The organism is Streptomyces uncialis (assembly GCF_036250755.1).
GTDB lineage: Bacteria > Actinomycetota > Actinomycetes > Streptomycetales > Streptomycetaceae > Streptomyces > Streptomyces uncialis.
This window is the reverse complement of the sequence record NZ_CP109583.1, coordinates 8,960,690-8,981,297: the sequence shown is the minus strand read 5'-3', so window position 1 is coordinate 8,981,297 and position 20,608 is coordinate 8,960,690. Positions and strand designations below refer to the sequence as shown.

Sequence of the window (20,608 nt, the reverse complement as noted above, 5' to 3'; positions counted from 1 at the left end):
CGCGAGGTGAGAACGACCGGGGTCGGAGACCTCGAAAGTGCTGGTGGGAACCAGGAGCGGCCGGGTGGTTCGCGTCGGCTCGGCGGCGGTCTGCGTCGGCCGGGGGTCAGGGCAGCCCGATCGGTGCGGACTTCAGCGGGCGACCGTTCACCTCGCCGCAGCCCTCTTCGTCCCACCACACCCCACCTTGCGTGGTGAGGTAGGGGTGCAGTCCGCGGACGCCCCCGCCTTCATGGAGTGCTTGCGCGACCGCGTGGAGAAGGCTCGCCAGATCGGGCCAGGAATCGGTGAAGTCACCGCCACCGCCGTGGCCCGCCCAGCCGAGACGCCCCGTGTCAGGGCCAGGACGTCGGTCGATGACCTGCGCCACGCCGTCGGCGCTCTCGGCCCAGGGGACCCAGAGGCGGTGCCACCAAGGCTCCTCTTCCCAGGGGCGAGGAGTCAGGCCGTCGTTGTCCGCCGCGATGTCCACGCAGGTCTGCCAGCGGTCCACGATGCCGCTCACCGTGAGCGGGGACTGCTCCGGCAGGAAGGTCGTCCAGGCGCTCACGCCGTTGTGGCATCGCAGGGATGCGGCGAGGTCATCGGGCAGCCGGGCGCCGAGGATCTGTTCCGCGTGTCGGATCTCGTCCGGTGTCGCCGCCGCATTGAGGAGTGCGGAATCGGCGGCCGCGTGCGTGGCCAGCCAGGCGTCGATCAGGCGCCAGGACTCCGACGGGGGCAAGGTCTGCTGTGCCATGGAGACATCCTGCCCCACCCGTCCGACACGGCGGATCGAGGCCCTGCCGACCGGTGAAGCGAGGCCGGTCGGCGGCCCGCCCTCCGGCTCGGACGCGAGTGGTCGCGTGGTCGAGTGGTGGCCAGGCGGTAGGCGTCGATGCCGGTGACCGGTGACCGGTGCCGATGTTGTCGCCGCCGGAGGTGAGGCGGCCGACGACGGCCGCGCAGATGTGTCACTCAGTACCTCGGTCACATCGAGACCGGCCGCCGCCGCTTCGACGCCTGTGCGGGGGGGGTGCTCACACGGGCCGGTAGTGCTCGCCGAAGAGTCGTGCGACGAGTCCACCTCGGCTGGAGACCTCTGCCTTGACGAAGACGGCCTTGAGATGGTCGCGCACGGTGTGCGGGGAGATGAACAGTGTGGCGGCGATCTCGGTGGTGGGCAGCCCGCGCGTGATGAGCTGGGTGATCTCCAGCTCCCGCGGCGTCAGGCCGTACGCCTCGGCGATGAGGACCGCACGGTCGGTGGCGGCCGCCGGCTCGATGACGAGTGCCACGGGACCGGGTTGCCCAGCGGGACCGCTGAGACAGGAGGCGTGGCAGGTCAACCAACGGCCGTCAACGGTTCGGATGCGTGTCCTCGCGCCGCCTGCCCGGTCGCGGCCCAGGGCGATCGCCCGGGCCTGCAACGCCGTGGCGACCACCCAGATCGGCAGCCTCAGGCCCAACCGCGAGGGGATGGAAGGACCTTCAGGGAGTTGAGCGAGGTGCTGCCGCGCCTCGTCGTTGATCGACGTCGGCTCGCCGGAAGGGTCGAGGAGCACCAGTCCGGGCGCTGGTGCGTCGCTTCCGTGGCCGGACGCGGACGGGCGGGCGAACCGGCGCACCCGCGACGCCAGCGGACCGGACAGACCGGCCAGCAGCGTGATCTCGGCCGGGCCGAACGGGGCGCCACCGCGCATACGGAACAGGCTCACCACGCCCCATGGCCGGTCGCCGACCCGCAGCACGGCCCGTAGCTCGTCGTCCACGCCCTGGCTTCCGAGCAACCGGCGGAAGCGCGCGCTGCGCGCGGGCAGGTCGCCGGTGGCCGCGCGCAGACCGGCCGCCGGGACGGCGGCGCGGGCGAGGTCCCGGAACGGGAGGACGTTCTCCTCCAGGAGTTCGCTTTCCCAGTACTGGGCGCAGCCCTCGCCGGAGCCGAGGTTCTCCACCAGCATCGGCGCGGTGATGAGACCTGTCTCCGGGTCGGTGGCCGCCCATACGGCTGAGTCGAACGGAATAAGCCGTCGCAGCTTGGCGGACGTCCGGCTGAAGAGTTCACGTGTGTCAGTGACCCGATCGGCACTCGACAGCACCTTGGCGTGACCTGACAGCGCGTCGATGTGGCGGCGCGCGTCGGACATGGAGATCCCTCCCGTGGTGTGGATGCGGGCCAGCCTGCCCGCCTTCCTGTCCCGCGCCAACCCCCTGTTCGAGGGGGTTGTTCCCGGCTGGTCACCCCTCGCGGGGGATGGGGCTCCGCCCTGAGGGCGGCGAGTCTCGATCAGGCCGCGGCTCCATCCGGCGGCGGCACGGAACGTGAAGGGACGAACGAAGAGCATGGACATCGCAATCGTCGGAGCGGGTGCCGCCGCGGTCGGTCTGCTGGACAGCCTGGCGGCCACCGCCGACAGCCCTGGGGCCATCACGGTGTTCGAGCCGTCCCCGCATCTGTGGCGAGGCCGCCCGTACGGCCCTGACCTGGACACGGTGCTGGTCAACGCACCACCGGCCATCATGTCGATCCGCCACCAGGACTTCGGGCACTACGCGGCCTGGCTGGGCACGCGCGGCCGGGCTCACCTCGACGAACGGCTGGACCGGCCGCTGGTTCCGCGCGCGCTCTACGGCGAGTACCTGGCACACACCGCGGAGACGGCGCTGGCCACCCTGCGCGAACTCGGCTGGCGGGTGCGGGTCGTCACCGCCCGCGTCATCGAGGCGGCCCGGTCCGGGGCCGGCTGGTCGCTCCGCACCGATGACGGACATGGGCACGAGGCCGACCATGTGGCCTTGTGCGTGGGCGGGGGGACGCCGCAGGACCACTACGGTCTCGGCGGCGCCTCCGGTTTCGTGCACGATCCGTACCCGCTGGCACGCACACTCGACCGGATCGCGGCCGGCAGCGACATCGCGGTCATCGGGAGCGGTCTGACCGCGGTCGACGTCGTCGTGTCGCTCGCCGCGTACGGGCACACCGGGCCGATCACGCTGCTGTCCCGCAGCGGTGTACTGCCCCACGTCTGGCAGCGCCCGGTCGAGCACCGGCCGCAGCATATGACCGCCGAGCGGGTGGGGGTGCTGCACCGGCAGCACGGTGCCGTGACCCTCGACGACCTCATCGGGCTGCTGCGAGCCGAACTGGCCGAGACGGGAGAGGACTTCGAAGCGTTCGTGGCCGAACTGCTGGCGACCACAACCGAGGATCCGGTCCAGCGCCTGCGGGCGCAACTGGACGCTGTCGACGACTCCAGGATCGGCCGCCGAGTCCTTCAGGAGACCGCGCACAGCGTTGGCCCGTACGTGTGGCGGCTGCTGCCCGAGCCCGACCGTGACCGGCTGCGGCGCCACTTCCGCACGGCGACGAGCGTGGCCTCACCGATGGTCCCGGTGAACGCCGTCACCATGATGCGGCTGTTGGACTCCGGGCAACTCGCCGTCGCCGGAGGCGTCCGCAAGATCGAGGTGTCGGGCGGGGCGTTCCGGGTGCACAGCGACGACGGCGCACGCACCTTCGACGCCGTCATCAACGCCGTGAACCCGGCGCCGCGGGCGATACCTCGGGGGGCCGGGCATTTGGTCACGGCCCTGTTGGCCGACGGTTCCGCCGAACTGCATCCGGCCGGTGGGCTGGTTCCGGGTGACCCGCGCCTGCACGTGGTGGGAGACCTGGCCGGGGGCGGTCCGTTCATCACGTCAAGCATTGCGGGCATCGCGGCCCGAGCGGCACGCGCCGCGCAGACGATCGTCGCGGCCGGCGATGGACCTCCCTGACCGGGGCCGGGGCGGGGAGGCCCGGCCGGAGGAGGCCCGGCGCCGGTCGTCAGCCGCCCGCGGCCGTCACCGCGTGGTCGAGCACGGCGGTCAGCACGGGCGGACTTGGCGGTGTAGCCGCCGTATCCGTGGAGGTCGGCGGCGAGCCGTGCCGCGCCGACCACCGCGAGCACCCTGGCCCTCCGGCCGGGCGGCGGGCGGGCCGGCCAGGCGTGGACGCATGGGCTGATGCCCGTGTCGATCCCCCGCGGGTGGGACAGCTCTTTGAGCCGAAGTGCTGCCCGCTGGGCCGCTGTTGCCCTCACCCTGGCAGTCCGCAGGGATTCAAACACTGACTTCACTGGCTTGTTTGTCAGCGGGAGAGGAATTCACCCGCCTATGGGCTCGTCTCGTCGCGTTGGATGGCTTCCACTACCGGTGCGAGGAAGGGGAGTTCTCGGCATGGCGGATTGGGTGAAGGTCGCGGGCAGTCTCACGGCCATCTCGGCGGGATCCAGGACGACGGTGTGGGGTGTGAACGCGGCGAGCGCGATCTACCGGTACACCAACTACGACGGCAGCCCCTGGATCAACATCCCCGGGGCGTTGAGCGATATCGGTGCCGCGTCGGACGGCACCACGTGGGGTGTCAACGCGGGCAACCAGATCTACCGGTACACCGGAGACCAGTCCACGACGAACTGGGTGGGCATCAGCGGGAGTCTGGTCCGCATCGACGCGGGCTCCCGGACGAACGTGTGGGGCGTGGACTCCGCCGGCAGCATCTACCGGTACACCAACCACGACGCCAACCCGTGGATCAAGATCCCGGGAGCACTGAGCGACATCGGCGCGGGCGCCGACGGCACGGTGTGGGGCGTGAACGTCGGGAACCAGGTCTTCCGGTACACCGGGGACCAGGACAGCGCGAATCCGTGGAAGAACGTCAACGGCAGTCTCAAGCGGATCGCGGTGGGTTCCCGGACCAACGTGTGGGGCGTCGACCCCGGCGGCAGCATCTACCGGTACACCAACAACGACGCCAGCGGCGGCAACCCGTGGGTCAAGATCCCCGGCACCGCCATCGACATCGCCGCCGGCGCCGACGGCACCGCGTGGCACATCAACACCGGCGGCGACATCTACCGCTACACCGGCGACCAGCCCAGCTGACCCCCGGCCCGCTGTCCGCGCGGGCCCTGGCCGGTCAGGCCAGGGCCCGCGCGGCACGTAGTCGTGCAAGCCGCAACCGCGGGGAGACGTTTCAGCTCCCCGCGCGGATGGCCCGCGAAATCTCCTACCAGCCGCCCGCCCGATCTGCTCCGTGGCGAGCCGGACTGCGCGTTCACCGGGGTGCGGACATTTCCCACAGCCCCCGATCTGCGGTGGGTCGTCGGCCGGACACGCTGGCCGTGTGGCGTCATGACCTGGGTGGCACCGTGTGCCATTCCTTCAGCGGAGCTCCTTCCGCATCACGCGTTCCCTGGTCACCCCGTCGGGTAGCACGTCACCGGACTCTGTCGTGACGGCGAAGCCGTTGCGTTGATACAGGGCGAGCGCGGCCTCGTTGCCGGGGAGCACCGCGAGCTTCAGCGTCACGGCGCCCGACCGCCGGGCCCACGTCTCGACCGCCTCGATCAGGCCGTCTCCGACACCACGTCCCCGCGCTCCGGGGCTGACCCAAACGGACCTCAGCTCGCAGCCACCGCCGTCCTCCGGTAGACCGGTAGCCATCCCTACGGGTCGGCCGTCCAGCAACGCGACGATGTTGCAGGATGCGCGCAACGCGAAGCGCGCCCGCCACAACTCTTCGCCGCCGTTGCGCCAGTCCGATAGCCGGGACTTGAACGCGTGCGGCGCCTCCGTCAGAGCTGCCAGCCGGGCATCCCGCCACAGCGGCCAGTCATCCTCCGTGAGAACCCTCAACCGCACCATGCCGAGCAGTGTCCCGGAAGGCCGCTCAGCTGTCCAAGTCCGCGTCACCGCTTCCCCGGGACCTGCCGTGCCACTGCGAGGAGAGGGCTTGCCAGGAGGAGGGACGAAGGACCCTTCGCCGCCTGTGGTCAGGAGGTGGGTGGGTCCCCTTGAGCGTGCGCTTCTGGCCGGTGGGGCTCTCAGGCGAAGCGGATCTCGATGTGCTGGGCCTCGCGGGGATCGTCCATGAAGATCCGGACGCGGGTGCGTCCCCCTGGCACGGGGATCGTGTGGATGAAGTCGTCGCCCACGAGGTCGGCGATCACCACTGCATGGTGCGGTGTGTCCATGTATCCGTCGAAGACGGGGATTCCCCGGTTCGCGTCGCCTTCTCCGAGCACCGAGATCGTCACCGGTGAGATGTCGGGGTGGACGACCGCTGCGGCCACACATTGGTCGTCCGCGACCACCGGTGACCGCAGTGGGTCGATCTGCGGGATGTTCCCGCTGGAGCCGACGGACTCGATACGGACCACGCCCCAGGGGACGCCCTCGACGAAGTTCCTCATACCGTCCGTCCTGGAAGCTCTTGGGAGACCTTGGAGGACACCGCCGACCAGACCGTGATCGGCAGGCCCGGCTCCCGCGTGGGCACGGTGCACGTCACGCCGTACGGAAACGTCTCGCCCAGTGTGCCTGCGGAACCCACCGGGCGGATCGTGGCGTCCAGTCGGATCGTCCTGTTCGGTATCGCCGGAACGGCCGGAAACGACGCACTCGTTCGGCACGGGACACACGGGCGGACACGGGACGGGCGATGCGGTTCCGGTCACCGGCCCCGGACGTGCACTCGCACCGCACGTCCTCTCGTGGGCGGCGATCGGTCGACCGCCAGGAGGGCGGGCCCCGGCGCCCACGTACCGTGGAGTCCGGCGCGCCGGACGGCTCGCCGGACTCCGGTGGTCCGGGTCTCACCCGCAACCGGAGGTGATCTCACGGAAGTTGGTGTAGTGGTCGGCCGTGTACCAGACGGTGCGGGTGCCGGGGTCGCGGACGACGCGTTCGGCGTCGCGGCGCTGGCCCGGGGGGCGGGGGTTGACGTCGTACTCGCGGTAGCTCCCGCTGAGAGGCAGGTCGCCGGAGCGGTTGCGGTAGACGTTGCTGCCGCGGATGACGAGGCGGGTGTTCACGACCGGGTAGTCGGTGCCCCGGGCCGCCTGCGGCCACTCCAGTTCCTTCCAGATCCCGCACGCCTCCTTGACCTGTCGGGGGAAGGCTTCGACCGGCAGCGGGGGATCGAGGATGTCGGCCGGGCGCACCGACGAGTGAGCAGCGGCTTGTACGGGTGCGGCCGACGAGGCAGCGGGAACATCGAGGGCGGCCACGAGCAGTGCGGCCACGACGGTATGGCGAAACGCCCGGAAAGAAATCATGTCCTGTCCAACTGCACTCCGGACACCGGCGACACGGCAGGCACCGGGTGGATCTTCACCGGATTCAAAGCCCCGGGACATCCGGGACCGGGCAGACCGGGCCGGCTTCGGTGAGGCGCCCGTGACCGGGTCTGCTCCGGGCGGCAGCCCCCGGCGCATCTACGCCGTCTCCCCCCGAACGGCCCGGGCGGCGGGTTGGCTAGTCTGCTGCGGTGACGGACAGCGAGCTGGTGATCGACCTCCGCGGACAGCCGATCGAGACGCTTGAGGATTTCTGGGACGCGGTCGCCGGGCCGTGCGGCCTGCCCGTCTGGTTCGGCCGGAACCTCGATGCGTGGGCCGACACCATCGACACCCGGGGCATCTCGGATGTCATCGACCGTCACGACCTACTGACCGTCCACGTCGAGCAGCGGGGGCTCTTCACCGGGCAGCACCCCGACGCCCTCTCCCTGGCCGATGTCTTCGACGGACAGCGCAACCGCCTCGTCGTCCACCCGCCGGCCTGACCCCCGCCACGGGAGACGCGCCCGGTTCACCACCGGTCACAGGCAAATTCGTGGTCCTCGGACCCGACCGCACGAGTGAGCCGGTCGGCGACACCGGCCCGGCCGGCCGGCGGCGCCGGCGCCGGACACCCGAGCGTCCGCCCTCGGCGCCGCCGTACCGATCCCGAAGCAGGGCATCGAGCATCCGGCCGTACTACGCGGTCGGCCCGAGCCGCGACGGTGGTACTAGGGTCGTCGATCATGCCTGACATATCCCTGACCACGCTCGTTCTCCTCGCTCTGGCCGCCGCGGCGGCCGGCTGGATCGACGCGGTGGTGGGAGGCGGCGGACTGCTGCTGCTCCCCGCCCTGCTGCTCGGACTGCCGCAGGCCCCGGCCGCACATGTCCTCGGCACCAACAAGGCGGTCGCCATCGTCGGAACCACCGGGGCGGCCGTCACCTATGTACGCAACACACCGGTGAACGTGCGGACGGCGGTGCGGATCGGGCTCGCCGCGCTCGCGGGATCGATGGGCGGTGCGTCCCTCGCGGCAGGGATCAGCAGTGAGGTGCTGCGGCCGGTCATCATGCTGGCGCTGCTGGGGGTGGCCGCCTTCGTCCTTCTGCGTCCCGGCTTCGGCACGGCCACCGGTGGTGGCTCGAAGCCGGTCACCCGGGCCCGTACGGTCACGGCGATCGTCCTGGTCGGCGGCGGCATCGGCTTCTACGACGGTTTGTTCGGCCCCGGCACCGGCACGTTCCTGGTGCTGGGGCTGACCGCCGTACTCCAGCTGGGTCTGGTGACCGCCTCGGCGACCGCGAAGATCGTCAATGTCTGCACCAACGCGGGCGCGCTCGCCGTCTTCGCGTTCCAGGGGACGGTGTTCTGGCAACTCGCGGCGATACTGGCGGTGTTCAATCTGGCCGGGGCGATGGCCGGGGCGCGGATGGCGCTGCGCAAGGGCAGCGGGTTCGTCCGGGGAGTGCTGCTGGTGGTGGTCTTCTCGCTGGTCGCGAAGCTGGCGTTCGACCAGTGGGCGTGAGCGGACCCCGTAGCACCGGACGCGCCGCAGGTCGGATGTCCCAGGGATCGACGGGTGGGCGTCGGATGTCCCTGGGGCCGGGTAGCGGCGGCCGGATGCTCAAGCCGCCGCCACGGTCCCCGGTCTCCGGGCGGCGCCCGGGTCAGCTCGCCTTCGGTTCGAACGCCACGGCGACCGCCCAGCTGTCTTCGAACATGCGGTAGCGCGTGATGAGCCCGTCACGGACCTCGATGTCGAACGCGAAGTCGGTCTCGATGTCGCGGCCCGTCGCGAGGATCGTGGTCCGCAGGCTGCCGAGGACAACGCAGCGGTCACCGTCCCCGATGACGGTGTCGACCTTGAATTCTTCGACCTTGGCCCCCTGCCCGAGCTGGGCGTAGAACTCGGCGACGCCGGCACGGCCGACCTTGCGGCCGATCCACGGCACCACAGAGGTATGACCAGGGATGAACCAGTCCACGCTCTCGTCGAAGCGTTCTGCCAGCTCGTTGGGCGCGGCACCGGAGAACAGCTGATCGAACAGGGCGGTTGCCGCCTCACGGGCGGTCACGGTCGTCGTCATGGTCGGTACAAGTCCGTTGGCCGGCCGGATAATTCCCCTCCGACGACTGCCCGTTCGACGGCCCTCATGTGCTGCCCGGGAGTACCCCACGCTCCGCGCGTCCTCGGTAGCAGCACCGGAGGCCGGCGCCTCGAAGGCGGGACGGTCGACGCGCGGGTGGCGGCCTCCCTGACGAACAGCGGCGCCGCCGCCGGTCCCCACCGCCTTCCCCCTCGCGGCGCCTGCGGCCCAGCCGGGCCCGTCCTCCTCCGTACGTCCACGTAGACTCCGGGCATGGCATGCCGCATCAGTGAACTGGTCCTCGACGCTGCCGACCCCGACCGGCTCGCCGCATTCTGGAGCGAGGTCCTCGGCTACGTCGAAGTCGGCCGGGAGGACGACGGAAGCATCGAGATCGGGCCGCCCGGCGGCGGCCCGCAGCCCACTCTCGTCCTCAGTCCCAGCAGCGCCCCGCGGAGCGGGCAGCTCCCCCTGCACATCGACGTCAGCGCCACCGACCGCGACCAGGACGCCGAGCTGGAGCGGCTGCTCGCCCTCGGCGCCGTGCCCGCCGATGTCGGCCAGACCGGCAACGAGAGCTGGCACGTCCTGGCCGACCCGGAAGGCAACGAGTTCTGCCTTCTACGCACCCGCCTCCAGCCTGTCTGACCACGCCTGTCCTGATGCCGAAGCGCTCGGCCGTTCGAGCGGGTCCGGAGGCGTACCTGTCGAGGGCAGTGCCTTGACTCGCGCATGATTCGGGCCTGGTTCATCGACGAGTCGTCGTCGGAAGCTGGTGGCCTGCGGGCCGTCAGCTGCCGCTGCGAGTACGTCGGCCCGGCCCCTCCGCGTGCGCGCGGGGCCGGGCCAAGATTCGCTCTGCCCGCTGCTTCGGCGCCGAGGGGGAAGGGTCGGCCGCGGGTTGGCGGGAGGAGCGCCTGAAATCCGTACGGTCAGTTCCGCGGCTTCGGGCAGATGTCGAGGAGCAGCAGCGAGCCGCCCTGGTCCTCGTCGTCCGTGCCCACGATCCCGGAGCCGCTGTTGGCGGGGCAGGCGACCGCCTCGATCTTGCGGTTGTCCACTTCCTTGTTGAAGGACGCGAGCGGGGTGAGCCGGTTCTTGGGACGCAGCTCCAGTGCGATCCGCCCCGCGGTGTCGGACGTCACCTTTCCGGCGCGGTAGACGGCCGAGGCGAACGGGCCGGAGTTGATGTTCGGGTCGGATGCCGCGGTGAGGAGCAGCGTGCCGTCCGCGTGGATCTTGATGTCGCTGGCGTGCCGTACTTCCTGTCCGTCCACGGGCAGCGGGTCGGGCACGCTGAACCGGGCCGGGCCCGACGCGGGGCCGAACGCCCCGCTGTTCGGGTCGTACTCGGCGGCGCGCACCTGCGCGGGCTGCGCGTCGCTCGATCCTCGGGTCGCCCAGACGGCGATGGTCCGGCCGTGCTGACGGGTGAGTGCGAAGCTCTCGTAGTTGTCCCCGGAGGCGCGGCCGGGGACCGGGGAGCTTCCCCACACCATGGCCGCGTCCGGGTCGAGGGTGAAGTGGTAGGCCGTGCCGTCGCTGGACAGGGCGACGAAGTCCCCTGGCTGGCCGGGTACCGCGTCGACGGCCTCCAGGTCCTTCGGTTCCTCCATGCCCCGCCAGGGGAGCTCCCTCACCAGGGGAGGGCTCGAATGCCGGTACTGCACGGTGGCGATCCGGTTCTCACCGGGCTTCTTGTTGTCCCGCACCATCACGAGGTCGATCGGCTCGCCCTCGTTCGCGCCGTTCTCGATCACCGCGAGTCCGCTGGCGCCACCGGTGATCCCGGTGCCGACCGGCTGCCATTCCCCGGCGGCGGAGGGGTCGGCAGCGTGCGCGACAGGGGCGGCGGAGACGGCGAGACAGGAGAGGGCGACAGCCGCGGCGGCCCAGTTTCGACTCATCATGGGGGGACGCTAACGCAAGATCCAATGCGCTTCGACACCAGCCGTCATCTCTCTCAACAGCCCAGCTCAGAAGGGCGGTTGAGGTTCACCAAAGCGCCGAACACCCCAACTGGTGCCCGATCGGTCCCACTTGTGGCACGGCGGACAAACGCCATGGCGAAGGCGTGCGGCAGCGCGATCCGGCTCCCGGGCGCGCTCTCCTGCGCGCGTCCGCCGCCGAGGCCGATCCGGCTGCCGGGTACGGCCTTCCGCCGGCCTTCCCGGGCCGCTCGATACGCTCGCCAGGTCGCGGCCTTCGTCAACGACGATTTCCGTGAGGAGGCGCGCGACGCTCCGACCACCTGTTGGCTGCGCGAACCGTTCCGGAGTGCCGTGTGCCGCGGTTCCGGAGCCGCGGTCCGAGGTTCCTGCCCTGCCCCCCGGTCGGCAGGGACCCTGCGTGGTGGTACGGGCCCGGCGCGACCACCGAAGTCTCACCCGCGCTCACGCAGGTACGCCTCCAGCTCCGCGGCCCCGGTCAGCATCGCGCGCCCACGGGCCGCCAGCCGGTCGCGCCAGTCGCACAGTGCGGCCTCCAGCAGCTCCACCCCACCGGCCGCCCGTACTTGGGCGATCAGCGGGGCGATCTGCTCCAGCAGGTAGCCGCCCCTTCTGAGCTGGTGGGTCAGCCGGGCGTCGCGTACATCGGTCTCGTCGTAGACGCGGTACCCGGTCCGCGGGTCGCGGCGCGGGCGCACCAGGCCGGCGCGCTCCCATTTGCGCAGTGTCGCGGGCCGAATGCCGAGCTTTCCCGCCAGCGGCCCGATGAACGTAGCGCCCGGCCCGGACACCACGGCGGATCCGGGCGTCGGCGTGGGGTGGGCCGCCGGGGTGGGGTCGGGCGCCGGGGTGGCGACGGGCCCTGGGGGCAGCGCGGGCGTCGCGGTGACGCCAAGGTCATGGAGGGCGTTTTCCACGGCCTGGAGGGTCCGCCGGTCGTCGAGGAGTTGGGCGTGGCTCCCGTCGATGAGGTGGAACGCCTGATCGGTCATGCCCTGGTTCACGGCCCGCATGATCGATGTCGCCGTCGGGTGGCCGTGGCCGGGCAGCAAGGCGAGAAACGCGCGCAGGGCCGCCACGTGCAACGGGGTGTAGGTGCGGTAGCCGTGGGGTGTGCGACCGGCGGGCGGAAGGATGCCGGCCGCCTCGTAGTTCCTGATCGCCTGCGTGGACAGACCGTGTCCGCGCGCCAGGTCAACAGGCCTGAGCCGCTTGGCACTTTGAAGGTTCCGCTCCATCGGGCGGAGGTTATCGCGGAAAAGTTTCAATCGAAAGTTCAACGATACCGTTCAAGGTATGGCTACCGACATCAAGGACACCGCCTGTGCCGTCGATGCTGCCGCCGTCATGCGGCTGCTCCCGGCCCGGCCTCGGCTGCTCGCGCTGGGCGAACCGACCCACGGCGAGGACACCCTGCTCGAACTGCGCAACGAACTCTTCCGGGAACTCGTCGAGCAGGAGGGCTACCGGACGGTCGCGATCGAGAGCGACTGCGTGACGGGCCTGGTCGTGGACGACTACGTCACCTCAGGCACGGGCACCCTGGACGAGGTGATGGAGCGCGGATTCAGCCATGGCTGGGGCGCCTTCGCGGCCAACCGGGAGCTCGTCCGCTGGATACGCGCCCACAACGACGGTCGGCCCGCGTCCGAGCGGGTCCGCTTCGCCGGTTTCGACGGCCCGCTGGAGATCACCGGCGCCGCGAGCCCCCGGCACGCACTCACCGCACTCCACGACTATCTCTCGACCCGGATCGACGCGAGCCTGCTCCCCTGCACCGGGGAAACGCTCGACCGGCTGCTCGGCGCCGACGGCCGGTGGACCGATCCCGCCGCGATGAGGGACCCGGCCCGGTCCGTCGGGCAGTCGGCCGAGGCCGGTCGGCTGCGGCTGCTCGCCGACGATCTGGTGGCGCTGCTCGACGCGCAGACGCCGCACCTGCTCGCGACGGCCTCGCGGGACGGCTGGGACCGGGCGCGGCTGCACGGGCGCACCGCGACCGGACTGCTTCGCTACCACCACTGGATGGCCGACACCTCACCGGCCCGGATGACCCGGCTCGTGAGCGTGCGGGATCAGATGATGGCCCACAATCTCCTCGCTCTCGCCGCTCGGGGCCCGGCACTCGTCCACGCCCACAACTCCCATCTCCAGCGGGAGAAGAGCACGATGCGAATGGGCGGGAGGCCGGTGGAGTGGTGGAGCGCGGGTGCGCTGGTGAGCGCCCAGCTCGGCGACGAATACGCCTTCGTCGCCACGGCCCTCGGCACGATCCGGCACCAGGGAGTGGACACACCGCCGCCGGACACCGTCGAAGGACTTCTGTACGCGCTTGCGGAGGACCGCTGCGTCGTCGACGCGCCGCGACTGGCCGCCGCCCTCGGCGGCGCGCTGCCCGCGCCCCGTGTGTCCCCCTGGTTCGGGTACTCCCCCTCGGACCCGGCCCATCTGGCGGACAGTGACGGCATCGTGTTCGTCAAGGATGTCCCGCCGAGCCCGGCCGCGGGGCGCTCATAGGGCGCTCCTCCGAAGGCGTTCTCGGCACCGGTGCGCTCGTGGGACGTGCGTCCAGACGCGGTGCCGGGCGTCGATCGAGGCACGGTGCCGGGCGTCGCGGGCCGGTGAACCCTTTCCGGTCACATCTCTAGCCGCCGTCGCCGCTGTCCCCGGTCAGACCGCGGCGTCGGTTCCGCTCCGCACGCCGCGCCATCCCGCTCGCGGTGCGGGTCATGGTCGCGACGGCACGGACCCAACGGGGTCCACCACGTTCCGCCCAGACCACGCATACGCACCCGCCGACAACGAGCGCCAGTACGACGAGCAACACCAGAGCGATCATGTCCCCACTTCCCGCGTTCATCCGTTCGGTCCCGCTGATCCTCCCAGACCTGCTGGCCGGTCATCGGAGCGCTGTCGGGTCGTGGTTGGAGTTCCACGGGACCTTGGAGACGCGTCACGGCAGGTGTGCGTCGCCGTGGGTGTGCCTCACGGTGGGGTGTGCCTGATGGGGGCGTACCTCGATGACCCCGATGTGTCCCGGCCCGTGCTCGGGGAGCCGGGCCGGGCCGCGCCTCGGCGTGGTGTCAGCCGACGGCCTTCTTGACGAGGGCGACGAGCGCCTTCTCGGCCTTGTCGCTCAGCTCGGTCACGGCGTAGGACGTGGGCCACAGGCCGCTCTCGTCGTCGAGGTTGCCCGCCGTGGTGAAACCGAAGGTCGAGTAGCGCTCCTTGTCGACCTGCCCGCTTCGGAAGAAGCAGACGACCTTGCCCTTGCGGGCGTAGGCGGGCTGTCCGTACCAGAGCTTCGGCGACAGGTCGGGGGCGTTGGCGGTGACGATGGCGTGGATGCGCTCGGCCACCGCGCGGTCCGATGCCTCCATCTCCGCGATCTTCGCCAGCACGTCGAGCTCCTCGGCGGCGGCCTTGTTGCCACGGCCACGGCTCGCCTCCTTCTTCAGCTCGGCGGCACGCTCCTTCATGGCGGCACGCTCTTGCTCGGAGAAGCCGTTCGTGCTCTTCTTGCCGTCGGTGCCGGTGCTCTCGCTCATCGCTGTCACTCTCCTGGTCGTGATCGGTGTGAATCGGTAGTGATCGGTGTGAAGTGTTCCTGACGCTAGTCGGGCCGGGAGACCTGGCGCTTCTCGATTCCTGATCGATGCCCGCTTCATGCTCCCGGGTACACCTGTGCTCCTGGGTCTGCATCCGCCCTGGGCACACCTCTGCCCGTGGGCGAGCCTTCTTCCACGGGCGCGCTCCTGGCCGTCGTCCGGTCCGGGTGGGCCAGGACCCGGTGTCCACCGTCGTGGCCGCCGCCGGGCCGGGGCGGGATGCCGCCCTGTCAGGGCGAGCCGGTGAGCAGACCGGTCAGGAATCAAGAAGCCCGCGCCCGGTGGCTCTGCCTAGCGTGAGGGATATGAGCATCACCATTCACCATGCCTTCCTGCCGCACACCGATCCCGAGGCCGCTCTGGGTTTCTACCGCGACATCCTGGGCTTCGAGGTCCGCAACGATGTCGGCTACGAGGAGCTGCGCTGGATCACCGTCGGGCCGGTGGGCCAACCCGGCACCTCCCTCGTGCTGCACCCGCCCGCCACCGACCCGGGTGTCACCGACGAGGAGCGCCGCACCGTCCTGGAACTCATCACCAAGGGCGTGTACACCGCCGTCACGCTGGCCACCGACGACCTCGACGGCCTCTTCGACCGTCTCCAGGCGGCGGGCGCGGATGTCGTCCAGGAGCCCATCGACCAGGACTACGGGGTGCGTGACTGCGCTTTCCGTGACCCCGCCGGCAACCTCGTCCGTATCAACCAGCTCAGCTGAGTGCCCGTACCGATCAGCTCACCCGAGTGAGCACGGCCGCAACACTCCGGCTACCGGCCCGACCCACCCCTCACCGTATGAAGGAGCCATCCGATGGCGCTCTCCGTCGACCTCATCACTATCGGCGTACCGCAGGTGGAAGGCGCGAGCGCCTTCTACTCGTCCGCGTTCTCGTCCACGGCCACGGCCGCTGACGACGGCCGCACGGCCGGTCTCGACCTCAACGGCACCGGACGGCTCGGCCTCCAGCAGATCGAGGCACTCGCCGCCGAGTCCGGTGCGAATCCGGCGACCTCGGGCTTCCGCGGCTATGTGCTGTCCTCCATCGTGAGTCAGCCTGCCGAGGTCAGGGCCCTCCTCGACACCGCCGCCGCCCAGGGTGCGACGGTCGTCAAGCCTGCCAAGAAGGAGATGTTCGGCGAGTTCGCCGCCGTCTACCGGTCGCCGGACGGGGCCGTCTGGAAGCTGGCCGCCGCTTCCAAGAAGGACACGGACGCCGTCCCCGACCCGCCGAGGCCGACCGAGACCGCCGTCTATCTCGGCGTCGCCAAGCCGAAGACGTCCAAGGTGTTCTACGAGGCGCTGGGCATGAGCGTGGACCGCGACTACGGCGACAAGTTCATCGACTTCACCATCGCCGACGGGGTGTGCCGGCTGGGTCTGCTGCCGCGCAAGGCCCTCGCCAAGGACGCGGGCGTCGACGAGAACGGCGACGGCTTCTCCGCGCTCGTCCTCACCCACACCGCCGCTTCCCGGGACGACGTGGACACCCTTCTCGCGGCCGTGGGCCCGGCCGGCGGCCGGGTCACCGGCGCTGCCGCCGAGACCGGACAGGGCGACTACGCCGGGCACTTCACCGACCTGGACGGCTACCACTGGAGGGTCACCGCACGCGCGTGACCGCGACGCGAGCGGCCGCTCGCGGGCCGGGACCGGATGGACCCTGAGCGGACACGGCAACGCCCCGTCGCCCTTTGTGTGGGTGACGGGGCGTTGCGCCGTTCTCAGGCGAGGCCCGTCGGTCGCCGGGGAAGCGGGCCGAAGGGGACGCCGTGCGGGGGTGGGTCCGGGGTGCGGTTCAGCACGGCCGGTCGTGGGCGCGGGCCTCGGCGGCGGTCTTCAGGTCGCGCAGCCATGCTTCGAGGCCCTGGCGAAGGATCCCGGTCGCGATTCCGACGTTCGCCTCGACCTGGGGGCCGGTGTGGGTCTCCTCGGTGCTCACCCGGACACCGCCCTTGACCTTGGTGAAGGTCCACACATGGACGCCGTCGATGCGCAGTCCCTCACCGGTCGCGGGGCCGGTCCAGCGGATGCAGGAGTTCCGCTTCAGCTGTTCCACGGTCGAGGTGATGTCCAGGCTGGGGGCGGACGTCACGGGGTTGGGCGGCACCGGCATCGTCCAGCGGAACGCGGAACCGGGCCGGAAGGGACCGTGGTCGAGGCGGTCCGCGGTGGTGACGGCGGCCTTCCAGGACGGCCAGCGCTCCACATCGGTCTGGAGCTTCCAGATGGTGCGCAGCGGCGCCTGGATCACGGTCTCGGTCCGGTGGCGGACGAGTGCGTCGGGGTCGACACCTTCCCCGCGGCAGGTGAGCGACTCGCCGGGCGGGGAGGGGGCGGCCGCGGCCGGTACGGCGGCGGTGCCGAGGAGAGCGGCGACGAGCGGGGCGGCGAGCAGGGCGGCGCGGGTGCTGGTGCTGGTGCTGCGGATGACGGGCATGGTGTTTCCCTTGTCGGTCGGTGTGCGGTGCGTGGTTTGTTGAGCCCGGGTCATGTGTCGGGTGCGCGGATGCGCCGGGCGGTGGATGCGGGGCCGATGGGCGGGGGTCGGGCGGCTGCGCGGGGCGCTCGTCACCGTGCGGAAGGGTGGCGGCGCCGGGTCCGGTGGAGCGCGACGATCACTGCGGCGGACGCGGCGACGATCAGCCCGAAGGACAGCGGGTGCATGTCCTGGGAGAGGCTCCGCGCCCCGTCGGGCCGGGTCAGCCATACGACGAGCGGGACGGCGTAGGTACCGGCGAGCAGGGTGGCCGCCCAGCGCACCGTCAGGTCGGGGACGTGCCGGAGCGCGCCGAACATCGTGATCACGACCGGGACGGCCGCGACCAGGGAGAACTGGCCGACGATCATGACGAGGACGGCCCAGGAGGCGACGGTCACCGGCAGCGGGACGCTGCGGCCCGTACGGGGGTGGGGTGACTCGACCGTGGTGGCCACGGAGTTCCTCTCGTCCGGTGGAGCGGTCGGTGGCGTGGCCGTACCGCACACCGCGGCGAGATAGAGCATCTCGCCTTGGTGAGAAGTTATAACGCCCCGCACCGTGAGAGGTCAACAGCTGTCGTGATAGCTTCTAACTAACTTATGGAGCTGTAGCGTTACGGGTGAGGAAGAGGGCGGGCCATGCCGGAGACCGACGCCACGACACCGCGGGAGCGCTATCGCGCCCAGGTGCGGGCGGAGATCAAGGAACACGCGTGGGAGCAGATCGCCACGGCGGGAGCGTCCGCGCTCTCCCTCAACGCGATCGCCAAGCGGATGGGGATGAGCGGACCCGCGCTCTACCGCTACTTCGCCAGCCGCGACGACCTGATCACCGAACTCATCCGCGAGGCGTACCGAAGTCTCGCCGGGACGCTGCGTTCGGCGTCGTCCACCGGCACGGGGCCGGCCCCGCTGGCGCACGCCCTGCGCGGCTGGGCGCTGGAGGACCCCCAGCGGTACTTGCTGATCTACGGAACGCCTGTCCCCGGCTACCACGCGCCCGAGGACATCACCGCGATCTCCGCCGAGATCATGACCGCGCTGCTCGACGCGTGCGCGGAGCTCGTCCCGGACAGCCCCGCGACGCCGTTCGGCACCCATCTGGCGGGGCACCGGGGCTGGGCAGGCGACCATCCCGCCCCGCCTGCCGCCCTTCACCGGGCCCTGGTCGTCTGGACCCGGCTGCACGGCCTGCTGTCACTGGAGCTGGCGGGTCACTTCGGCGGGATGGACTTCGACCCCTCCCTGCTCTTCGAAGCCGAGTTGGAGGACCTGCTGACTCCCCCGGCCTGACGCGCGAGCACCCCACCTCCGCCCGCCGCCTGACGGGGACCCGGTTCCCGCGCGTCGACGGGCGTCAGCTCACCCGGCGCCGGATCCGCCGAACGGCGAACGCGGTGAGGACACCGCTGAGTGCCAGGTAGATCGCGGTCTCCAGCCATTGGAACGCCCAGTAGCGGCTGCTGGGGTGGTAGCGGACGTCGATATGGAGGTCGTGCCCGGCGAGGCACACCGCGGTGTCGCCGAACGTGCCGCCCGCGCCGGTCCTGGGCGGGCTGTCGAGGCAGGCGTTGAACTCGGGCCCGCCGAGGGTCCGGCCGTCCGGGGTGCGCAGCGGACTCGTCCCGGCGATCCACGCGTCGGGCGCGTCCGGGATCCTGACCCCGCCGATGACGGAGCCGCCGCCGATGCCGCCCAGGTTCTGCGCGCCGTTGATGGCCGTGGCCGTCATCGCCAGCGTGGCCCTCTCCGGCGGTATCAGGGCGGGGCGCACCACGTTGGGGAAGAAGAACTGGAAGGCGAGGAAGACGACGAGCGTCACGGCCATCGCGGGCAGGGTCCGGCGCAGCAGGAGTCCGGCGACGGTGCCGAGGGCGAGGGCCAGCGCGGCGTAGCCGATCGGGACGATGCCCCGGGTGCCGAACACGAAGGTGCTGAACTCCTCCTTGACCACTTCGTCGAAGGGGTGGGCCGCCCAGGTGAGCAGGGCCGAGGCCGTGCCGGTGACGAGCACGGCGGCCGAGCCGACGAACAGGACCTTGCCGATGAGCCAGCGCGGGCGGGTGACGCTCTGGTTCCACGCCAGTCGGTGGGTGCCGTTCTCCAGCTCCCGGGCCAGCAGGGGAGCTCCCCAGAAGGTGCCGATGACGGCGGGGATCAGGGCGAGTCCGGCGGCCAGGAACAGGAGGGTGTTCTGGTAGGCGCCGCGGAACTGGCTCGTCGCCCGGGCGCAGTCGGCCCGGTCGCGGCAGATGGCCTGGTGGGCGTCGTGCGCGTCGCGGATGTCCCCGCCGAGGTACGCCAGGTACGCGGCGACGACCACCATCGCGCAGGCGGCGGCCAGCGCCTGGCCGCGGAACTGTCGCCAGGTCAGCCACATCATCGCGGTGTCCCCCAGGTTTCGGCCCCGGTCGGGGCGGGTCGGGCGGCGGCCCGGGTCATATGGGCGAGGACGAGTTCCTCAAGGGTGACGGGCCGGACCTGATGGGGCAGGGCCCGGGAGGTGTCGCCGATGTGGACGACGGCGCTGCTGTGCTCGCCGTGGTGGTCCCTCGAGATGACGTCGACCCAGGTGGGCAGCGGGTCCAGCTCGCCGCGTGGTGCGACGAGCCGGGCGTGCGTGGCCAGCAGGTCCCGGGTGTCGCCTGCGAGCTGCACCCGCGAGTCGCACAGGACGACGAGGTGGTCGCAGACCTGCTCGATGTCACCGAGCAGATGCGAGGAGAGCACGGCGCTGGCGCCGAGCTCGCGTACGAATTCCATCAGGTTCTCCAGGAACCCCCGGCGGGCCAAGGGGTCGAGTGCCGCGGCCGGTTCGTCGAGGATCAGCAGTTCGGGGCGTTTGGCGGCGGCGATGGTCAGCGCCAGTTGTGCCCGCTGGCCGCCGGAGAGCTGTCCCGCCTTCTGTGCGGGGTTCAGCCCCACCTGGCCGATGCGCCGCTCGGCCAGGGCCTGGTCCCACGCCGGGTTCATCCTGGCGCCGAATCTGAGGTGTTCGGCGACGGTGAACGAGCCGTACACCGGGGTGTTCTGCGCGACGAATCCCACCCGGGCCAGATGCGAGGCGTTCGCCGCGGGGCGTGATCCCAGTACCGTCAGCGAGCCGGATGTCGGCTCGATCAGCCCGCAGGCCAGGTGCAACAGGGTCGACTTGCCCGCTCCGTTGGGGCCGACGAGCCCGATGACCCGGCCGGAGGGGATGGTGAGGTCCACATCGCGCAGGGCCGGCCCGCGGCGGCGGCCGTACTTCTTCGTCAAACCCTCGGCGTGGAACGCCGGCGGGGATTCCATGTATGGCATGCCCATATCCTGGAATTCCCGGGTCTTTCCCGGCATCGGTCGAAAGCACGGTTCCCGTTACCGGCGGCCGTACTTCCGGCCGGTGCGCGGGGGCGGCC

At 71.1% G+C, this 20,608-nt stretch carries 23 protein-coding genes; 9 read left to right on the top strand and 14 right to left on the bottom strand.

What is annotated here, in order from left to right:
* Positions 1-106: 106 nt before the first annotated feature.
* Together OG711_RS37510 and OG711_RS37505 are read right to left on the bottom strand one after the other, a co-directional pair.
* The gene (locus OG711_RS37510; RefSeq protein WP_266510905.1) at positions 107-739 is read right to left on the bottom strand and encodes an SMI1/KNR4 family protein; all 633 of its coding nucleotides are present in this window, start codon (positions 737-739) and stop codon (positions 107-109) included.
* Between the two features lie 280 nt (positions 740-1,019).
* Complete coding sequence (locus OG711_RS37505; RefSeq protein WP_329563364.1) at positions 1,020-2,126, bottom strand: helix-turn-helix transcriptional regulator; 1,107 nt, start codon at positions 2,124-2,126, stop codon at positions 1,020-1,022.
* A 196-nt stretch (positions 2,127-2,322) separates the two neighbouring features.
* On the opposite strand from OG711_RS37505, the gene OG711_RS37500 reads away from it, so the two are divergent.
* Both OG711_RS37500 and OG711_RS37495 read left to right on the top strand, forming a co-directional pair.
* Entirely contained in the window at positions 2,323-3,756 is a 1,434-nt protein-coding gene (locus tag OG711_RS37500) for an FAD/NAD(P)-binding protein (RefSeq protein WP_329563362.1), read from the top strand.
* A gap of 441 nt (positions 3,757-4,197) precedes the next feature.
* Entirely contained in the window at positions 4,198-4,908 is a 711-nt protein-coding gene (locus tag OG711_RS37495) for a tectonin domain-containing protein (protein ID WP_329563360.1), read from the top strand.
* Between the two features lie 279 nt (positions 4,909-5,187).
* On the opposite strand, the gene OG711_RS37490 is transcribed toward OG711_RS37495, so the two are convergent.
* From OG711_RS37490 to OG711_RS37480, 3 genes are all read right to left on the bottom strand, one after another.
* Positions 5,188-5,670, bottom strand: coding sequence for a GNAT family N-acetyltransferase (locus OG711_RS37490; protein WP_329563358.1), 483 nt, complete (start codon positions 5,668-5,670; stop codon positions 5,188-5,190).
* A 179-nt stretch (positions 5,671-5,849) separates the two neighbouring features.
* Positions 5,850-6,218 carry a hypothetical protein gene (locus OG711_RS37485; RefSeq protein WP_329563356.1) on the bottom strand — a complete coding sequence of 123 codons (369 nt, stop codon included), beginning with the start codon at positions 6,216-6,218 and terminating at the stop codon, positions 5,850-5,852.
* Positions 6,219-6,620: 402 nt separating this feature from the next.
* Entirely contained in the window at positions 6,621-7,049 is a 429-nt protein-coding gene (locus tag OG711_RS37480) for a ribonuclease domain-containing protein (protein WP_266510917.1), read from the bottom strand.
* Between the two features lie 245 nt (positions 7,050-7,294).
* Between OG711_RS37480 and OG711_RS37475 the strand changes: the two genes are divergently transcribed.
* Together OG711_RS37475 and OG711_RS37470 are read left to right on the top strand one after the other, a co-directional pair.
* Positions 7,295-7,591: a barstar family protein gene (locus OG711_RS37475; RefSeq protein WP_266510920.1), complete on the top strand. Its 297-nt coding sequence runs from the start codon at positions 7,295-7,297 to the stop codon at positions 7,589-7,591.
* Positions 7,592-7,831: 240 nt separating this feature from the next.
* Positions 7,832-8,614, top strand: coding sequence for a sulfite exporter TauE/SafE family protein (locus OG711_RS37470; RefSeq protein ID WP_329563352.1), 783 nt, complete (start codon positions 7,832-7,834; stop codon positions 8,612-8,614).
* A 142-nt stretch (positions 8,615-8,756) separates the two neighbouring features.
* Here OG711_RS37470 and OG711_RS37465 read toward each other — a convergent pair whose 3' ends face one another.
* Positions 8,757-9,176, bottom strand: a complete 420-nt coding sequence (locus OG711_RS37465; RefSeq protein ID WP_329563350.1) for a nuclear transport factor 2 family protein — start codon at positions 9,174-9,176, stop codon at positions 8,757-8,759.
* Positions 9,177-9,449: 273 nt separating this feature from the next.
* On the opposite strand from OG711_RS37465, the gene OG711_RS37460 reads away from it, so the two are divergent.
* A complete protein-coding gene (locus tag OG711_RS37460) occupies positions 9,450-9,824 on the top strand; it encodes a VOC family protein (RefSeq protein WP_329563348.1) in 375 nt (124 codons plus the stop codon).
* A gap of 284 nt (positions 9,825-10,108) precedes the next feature.
* Here OG711_RS37460 and OG711_RS37455 read toward each other — a convergent pair whose 3' ends face one another.
* Together OG711_RS37455 and OG711_RS37450 are read right to left on the bottom strand one after the other, a co-directional pair.
* On the bottom strand, positions 10,109-11,086 hold the full coding sequence (locus tag OG711_RS37455) for a hypothetical protein (protein ID WP_073788129.1): 978 nt from the start codon (positions 11,084-11,086) through the stop codon (positions 10,109-10,111).
* A 473-nt stretch (positions 11,087-11,559) separates the two neighbouring features.
* Entirely contained in the window at positions 11,560-12,363 is an 804-nt protein-coding gene (locus tag OG711_RS37450) for a MerR family transcriptional regulator (RefSeq protein ID WP_329563346.1), read from the bottom strand.
* Between the two features lie 58 nt (positions 12,364-12,421).
* On the opposite strand from OG711_RS37450, the gene OG711_RS37445 reads away from it, so the two are divergent.
* Complete coding sequence (locus OG711_RS37445; protein WP_329563344.1) at positions 12,422-13,642, top strand: erythromycin esterase family protein; 1,221 nt, start codon at positions 12,422-12,424, stop codon at positions 13,640-13,642.
* Positions 13,643-13,769: 127 nt separating this feature from the next.
* On the opposite strand, the gene OG711_RS37440 is transcribed toward OG711_RS37445, so the two are convergent.
* Together OG711_RS37440 and OG711_RS37435 are read right to left on the bottom strand one after the other, a co-directional pair.
* Positions 13,770-13,964, bottom strand: coding sequence for a hypothetical protein (locus OG711_RS37440; RefSeq protein ID WP_266510959.1), 195 nt, complete (start codon positions 13,962-13,964; stop codon positions 13,770-13,772).
* A gap of 244 nt (positions 13,965-14,208) precedes the next feature.
* Positions 14,209-14,673, bottom strand: a complete 465-nt coding sequence (locus tag OG711_RS37435; protein WP_073788132.1) for a DUF1801 domain-containing protein — start codon at positions 14,671-14,673, stop codon at positions 14,209-14,211.
* A 365-nt stretch (positions 14,674-15,038) separates the two neighbouring features.
* Between OG711_RS37435 and OG711_RS37430 the strand changes: the two genes are divergently transcribed.
* Both OG711_RS37430 and OG711_RS37425 read left to right on the top strand, forming a co-directional pair.
* Positions 15,039-15,449: a VOC family protein gene (locus OG711_RS37430; protein ID WP_073788133.1), complete on the top strand. Its 411-nt coding sequence runs from the start codon at positions 15,039-15,041 to the stop codon at positions 15,447-15,449.
* Between the two features lie 93 nt (positions 15,450-15,542).
* Entirely contained in the window at positions 15,543-16,349 is an 807-nt protein-coding gene (locus OG711_RS37425; RefSeq protein ID WP_329563336.1) for a VOC family protein, read from the top strand.
* Between the two features lie 178 nt (positions 16,350-16,527).
* Here the strand turns inward: OG711_RS37425 and OG711_RS37420 are convergent, their stop codons facing one another.
* On the bottom strand, positions 16,528-17,169 hold the full coding sequence (locus OG711_RS37420) for an SRPBCC family protein (RefSeq protein WP_266510967.1): 642 nt from the start codon (positions 17,167-17,169) through the stop codon (positions 16,528-16,530).
* 131 nt (positions 17,170-17,300) lie between these two features.
* The gene (locus OG711_RS37415) at positions 17,301-17,735 is read right to left on the bottom strand and encodes a hypothetical protein (protein WP_329563334.1); all 435 of its coding nucleotides are present in this window, start codon (positions 17,733-17,735) and stop codon (positions 17,301-17,303) included.
* A gap of 114 nt (positions 17,736-17,849) precedes the next feature.
* Here OG711_RS37415 and OG711_RS37410 point away from each other — a divergent pair, with 114 nt between their 5' ends.
* Positions 17,850-18,503: a TetR/AcrR family transcriptional regulator gene (locus tag OG711_RS37410; protein WP_329563332.1), complete on the top strand. Its 654-nt coding sequence runs from the start codon at positions 17,850-17,852 to the stop codon at positions 18,501-18,503.
* 64 nt (positions 18,504-18,567) lie between these two features.
* Here OG711_RS37410 and OG711_RS37405 read toward each other — a convergent pair whose 3' ends face one another.
* Positions 18,568-19,593 (bottom strand): ABC transporter permease subunit, encoded by a 1,026-nt coding sequence (locus OG711_RS37405; RefSeq protein ID WP_329563330.1) that lies wholly within the window; start codon positions 19,591-19,593, stop codon positions 18,568-18,570.
* Positions 19,590-20,510, bottom strand: a complete 921-nt coding sequence (locus OG711_RS37400; RefSeq protein ID WP_329563328.1) for an ABC transporter ATP-binding protein — start codon at positions 20,508-20,510, stop codon at positions 19,590-19,592. The genes OG711_RS37405 and OG711_RS37400 overlap by 4 nt, the downstream gene beginning before the upstream one ends.
* Positions 20,511-20,608 lie beyond the last annotated feature (98 nt).

Bases quoted from the DNA above. Each gene is read 5' to 3' on its own strand.
- OG711_RS37445 (WP_329563344.1), top strand. From the start codon at position 12,422: ATGGCTACCGACATCAAGGACACCGCCTGTGCCGTCGATGCTGCCGCC.
- OG711_RS37425 (WP_329563336.1), top strand. From the start codon at position 15,543: ATGGCGCTCTCCGTCGACCTCATCACTATCGGCGTACCGCAGGTGGAA.
- OG711_RS37440 (WP_266510959.1), bottom strand. From the start codon at position 13,964: ATGATCGCTCTGGTGTTGCTCGTCGTACTGGCGCTCGTTGTCGGCGGG.
- OG711_RS37450 (WP_329563346.1), bottom strand. From the start codon at position 12,363: ATGGAGCGGAACCTTCAAAGTGCCAAGCGGCTCAGGCCTGTTGACCTG.
- OG711_RS37400 (WP_329563328.1), bottom strand. From the start codon at position 20,510: ATGCCATACATGGAATCCCCGCCGGCGTTCCACGCCGAGGGTTTGACG.
- OG711_RS37460 (WP_329563348.1), top strand. From the start codon at position 9,450: ATGGCATGCCGCATCAGTGAACTGGTCCTCGACGCTGCCGACCCCGAC.
- OG711_RS37505 (WP_329563364.1), bottom strand. From the start codon at position 2,126: ATGTCCGACGCGCGCCGCCACATCGACGCGCTGTCAGGTCACGCCAAG.
- OG711_RS37470 (WP_329563352.1), top strand. From the start codon at position 7,832: ATGCCTGACATATCCCTGACCACGCTCGTTCTCCTCGCTCTGGCCGCC.
- OG711_RS37465 (WP_329563350.1), bottom strand. From the start codon at position 9,176: ATGACGACGACCGTGACCGCCCGTGAGGCGGCAACCGCCCTGTTCGAT.
- OG711_RS37495 (WP_329563360.1), top strand. From the start codon at position 4,198: ATGGCGGATTGGGTGAAGGTCGCGGGCAGTCTCACGGCCATCTCGGCG.
- OG711_RS37405 (WP_329563330.1), bottom strand. From the start codon at position 19,593: ATGATGTGGCTGACCTGGCGACAGTTCCGCGGCCAGGCGCTGGCCGCC.
- OG711_RS37420 (WP_266510967.1), bottom strand. From the start codon at position 17,169: ATGCCCGTCATCCGCAGCACCAGCACCAGCACCCGCGCCGCCCTGCTC.
- OG711_RS37510 (WP_266510905.1), bottom strand. From the start codon at position 739: ATGGCACAGCAGACCTTGCCCCCGTCGGAGTCCTGGCGCCTGATCGAC.
- OG711_RS37430 (WP_073788133.1), top strand. From the start codon at position 15,039: ATGAGCATCACCATTCACCATGCCTTCCTGCCGCACACCGATCCCGAG.
- OG711_RS37500 (WP_329563362.1), top strand. From the start codon at position 2,323: ATGGACATCGCAATCGTCGGAGCGGGTGCCGCCGCGGTCGGTCTGCTG.
- OG711_RS37435 (WP_073788132.1), bottom strand. From the start codon at position 14,673: ATGAGCGAGAGCACCGGCACCGACGGCAAGAAGAGCACGAACGGCTTC.
- OG711_RS37410 (WP_329563332.1), top strand. From the start codon at position 17,850: ATGCCGGAGACCGACGCCACGACACCGCGGGAGCGCTATCGCGCCCAG.
- OG711_RS37455 (WP_073788129.1), bottom strand. From the start codon at position 11,086: ATGATGAGTCGAAACTGGGCCGCCGCGGCTGTCGCCCTCTCCTGTCTC.
- OG711_RS37485 (WP_329563356.1), bottom strand. From the start codon at position 6,218: ATGAGGAACTTCGTCGAGGGCGTCCCCTGGGGCGTGGTCCGTATCGAG.
- OG711_RS37490 (WP_329563358.1), bottom strand. From the start codon at position 5,670: ATGGTGCGGTTGAGGGTTCTCACGGAGGATGACTGGCCGCTGTGGCGG.
- OG711_RS37415 (WP_329563334.1), bottom strand. From the start codon at position 17,735: ATGCTCTATCTCGCCGCGGTGTGCGGTACGGCCACGCCACCGACCGCT.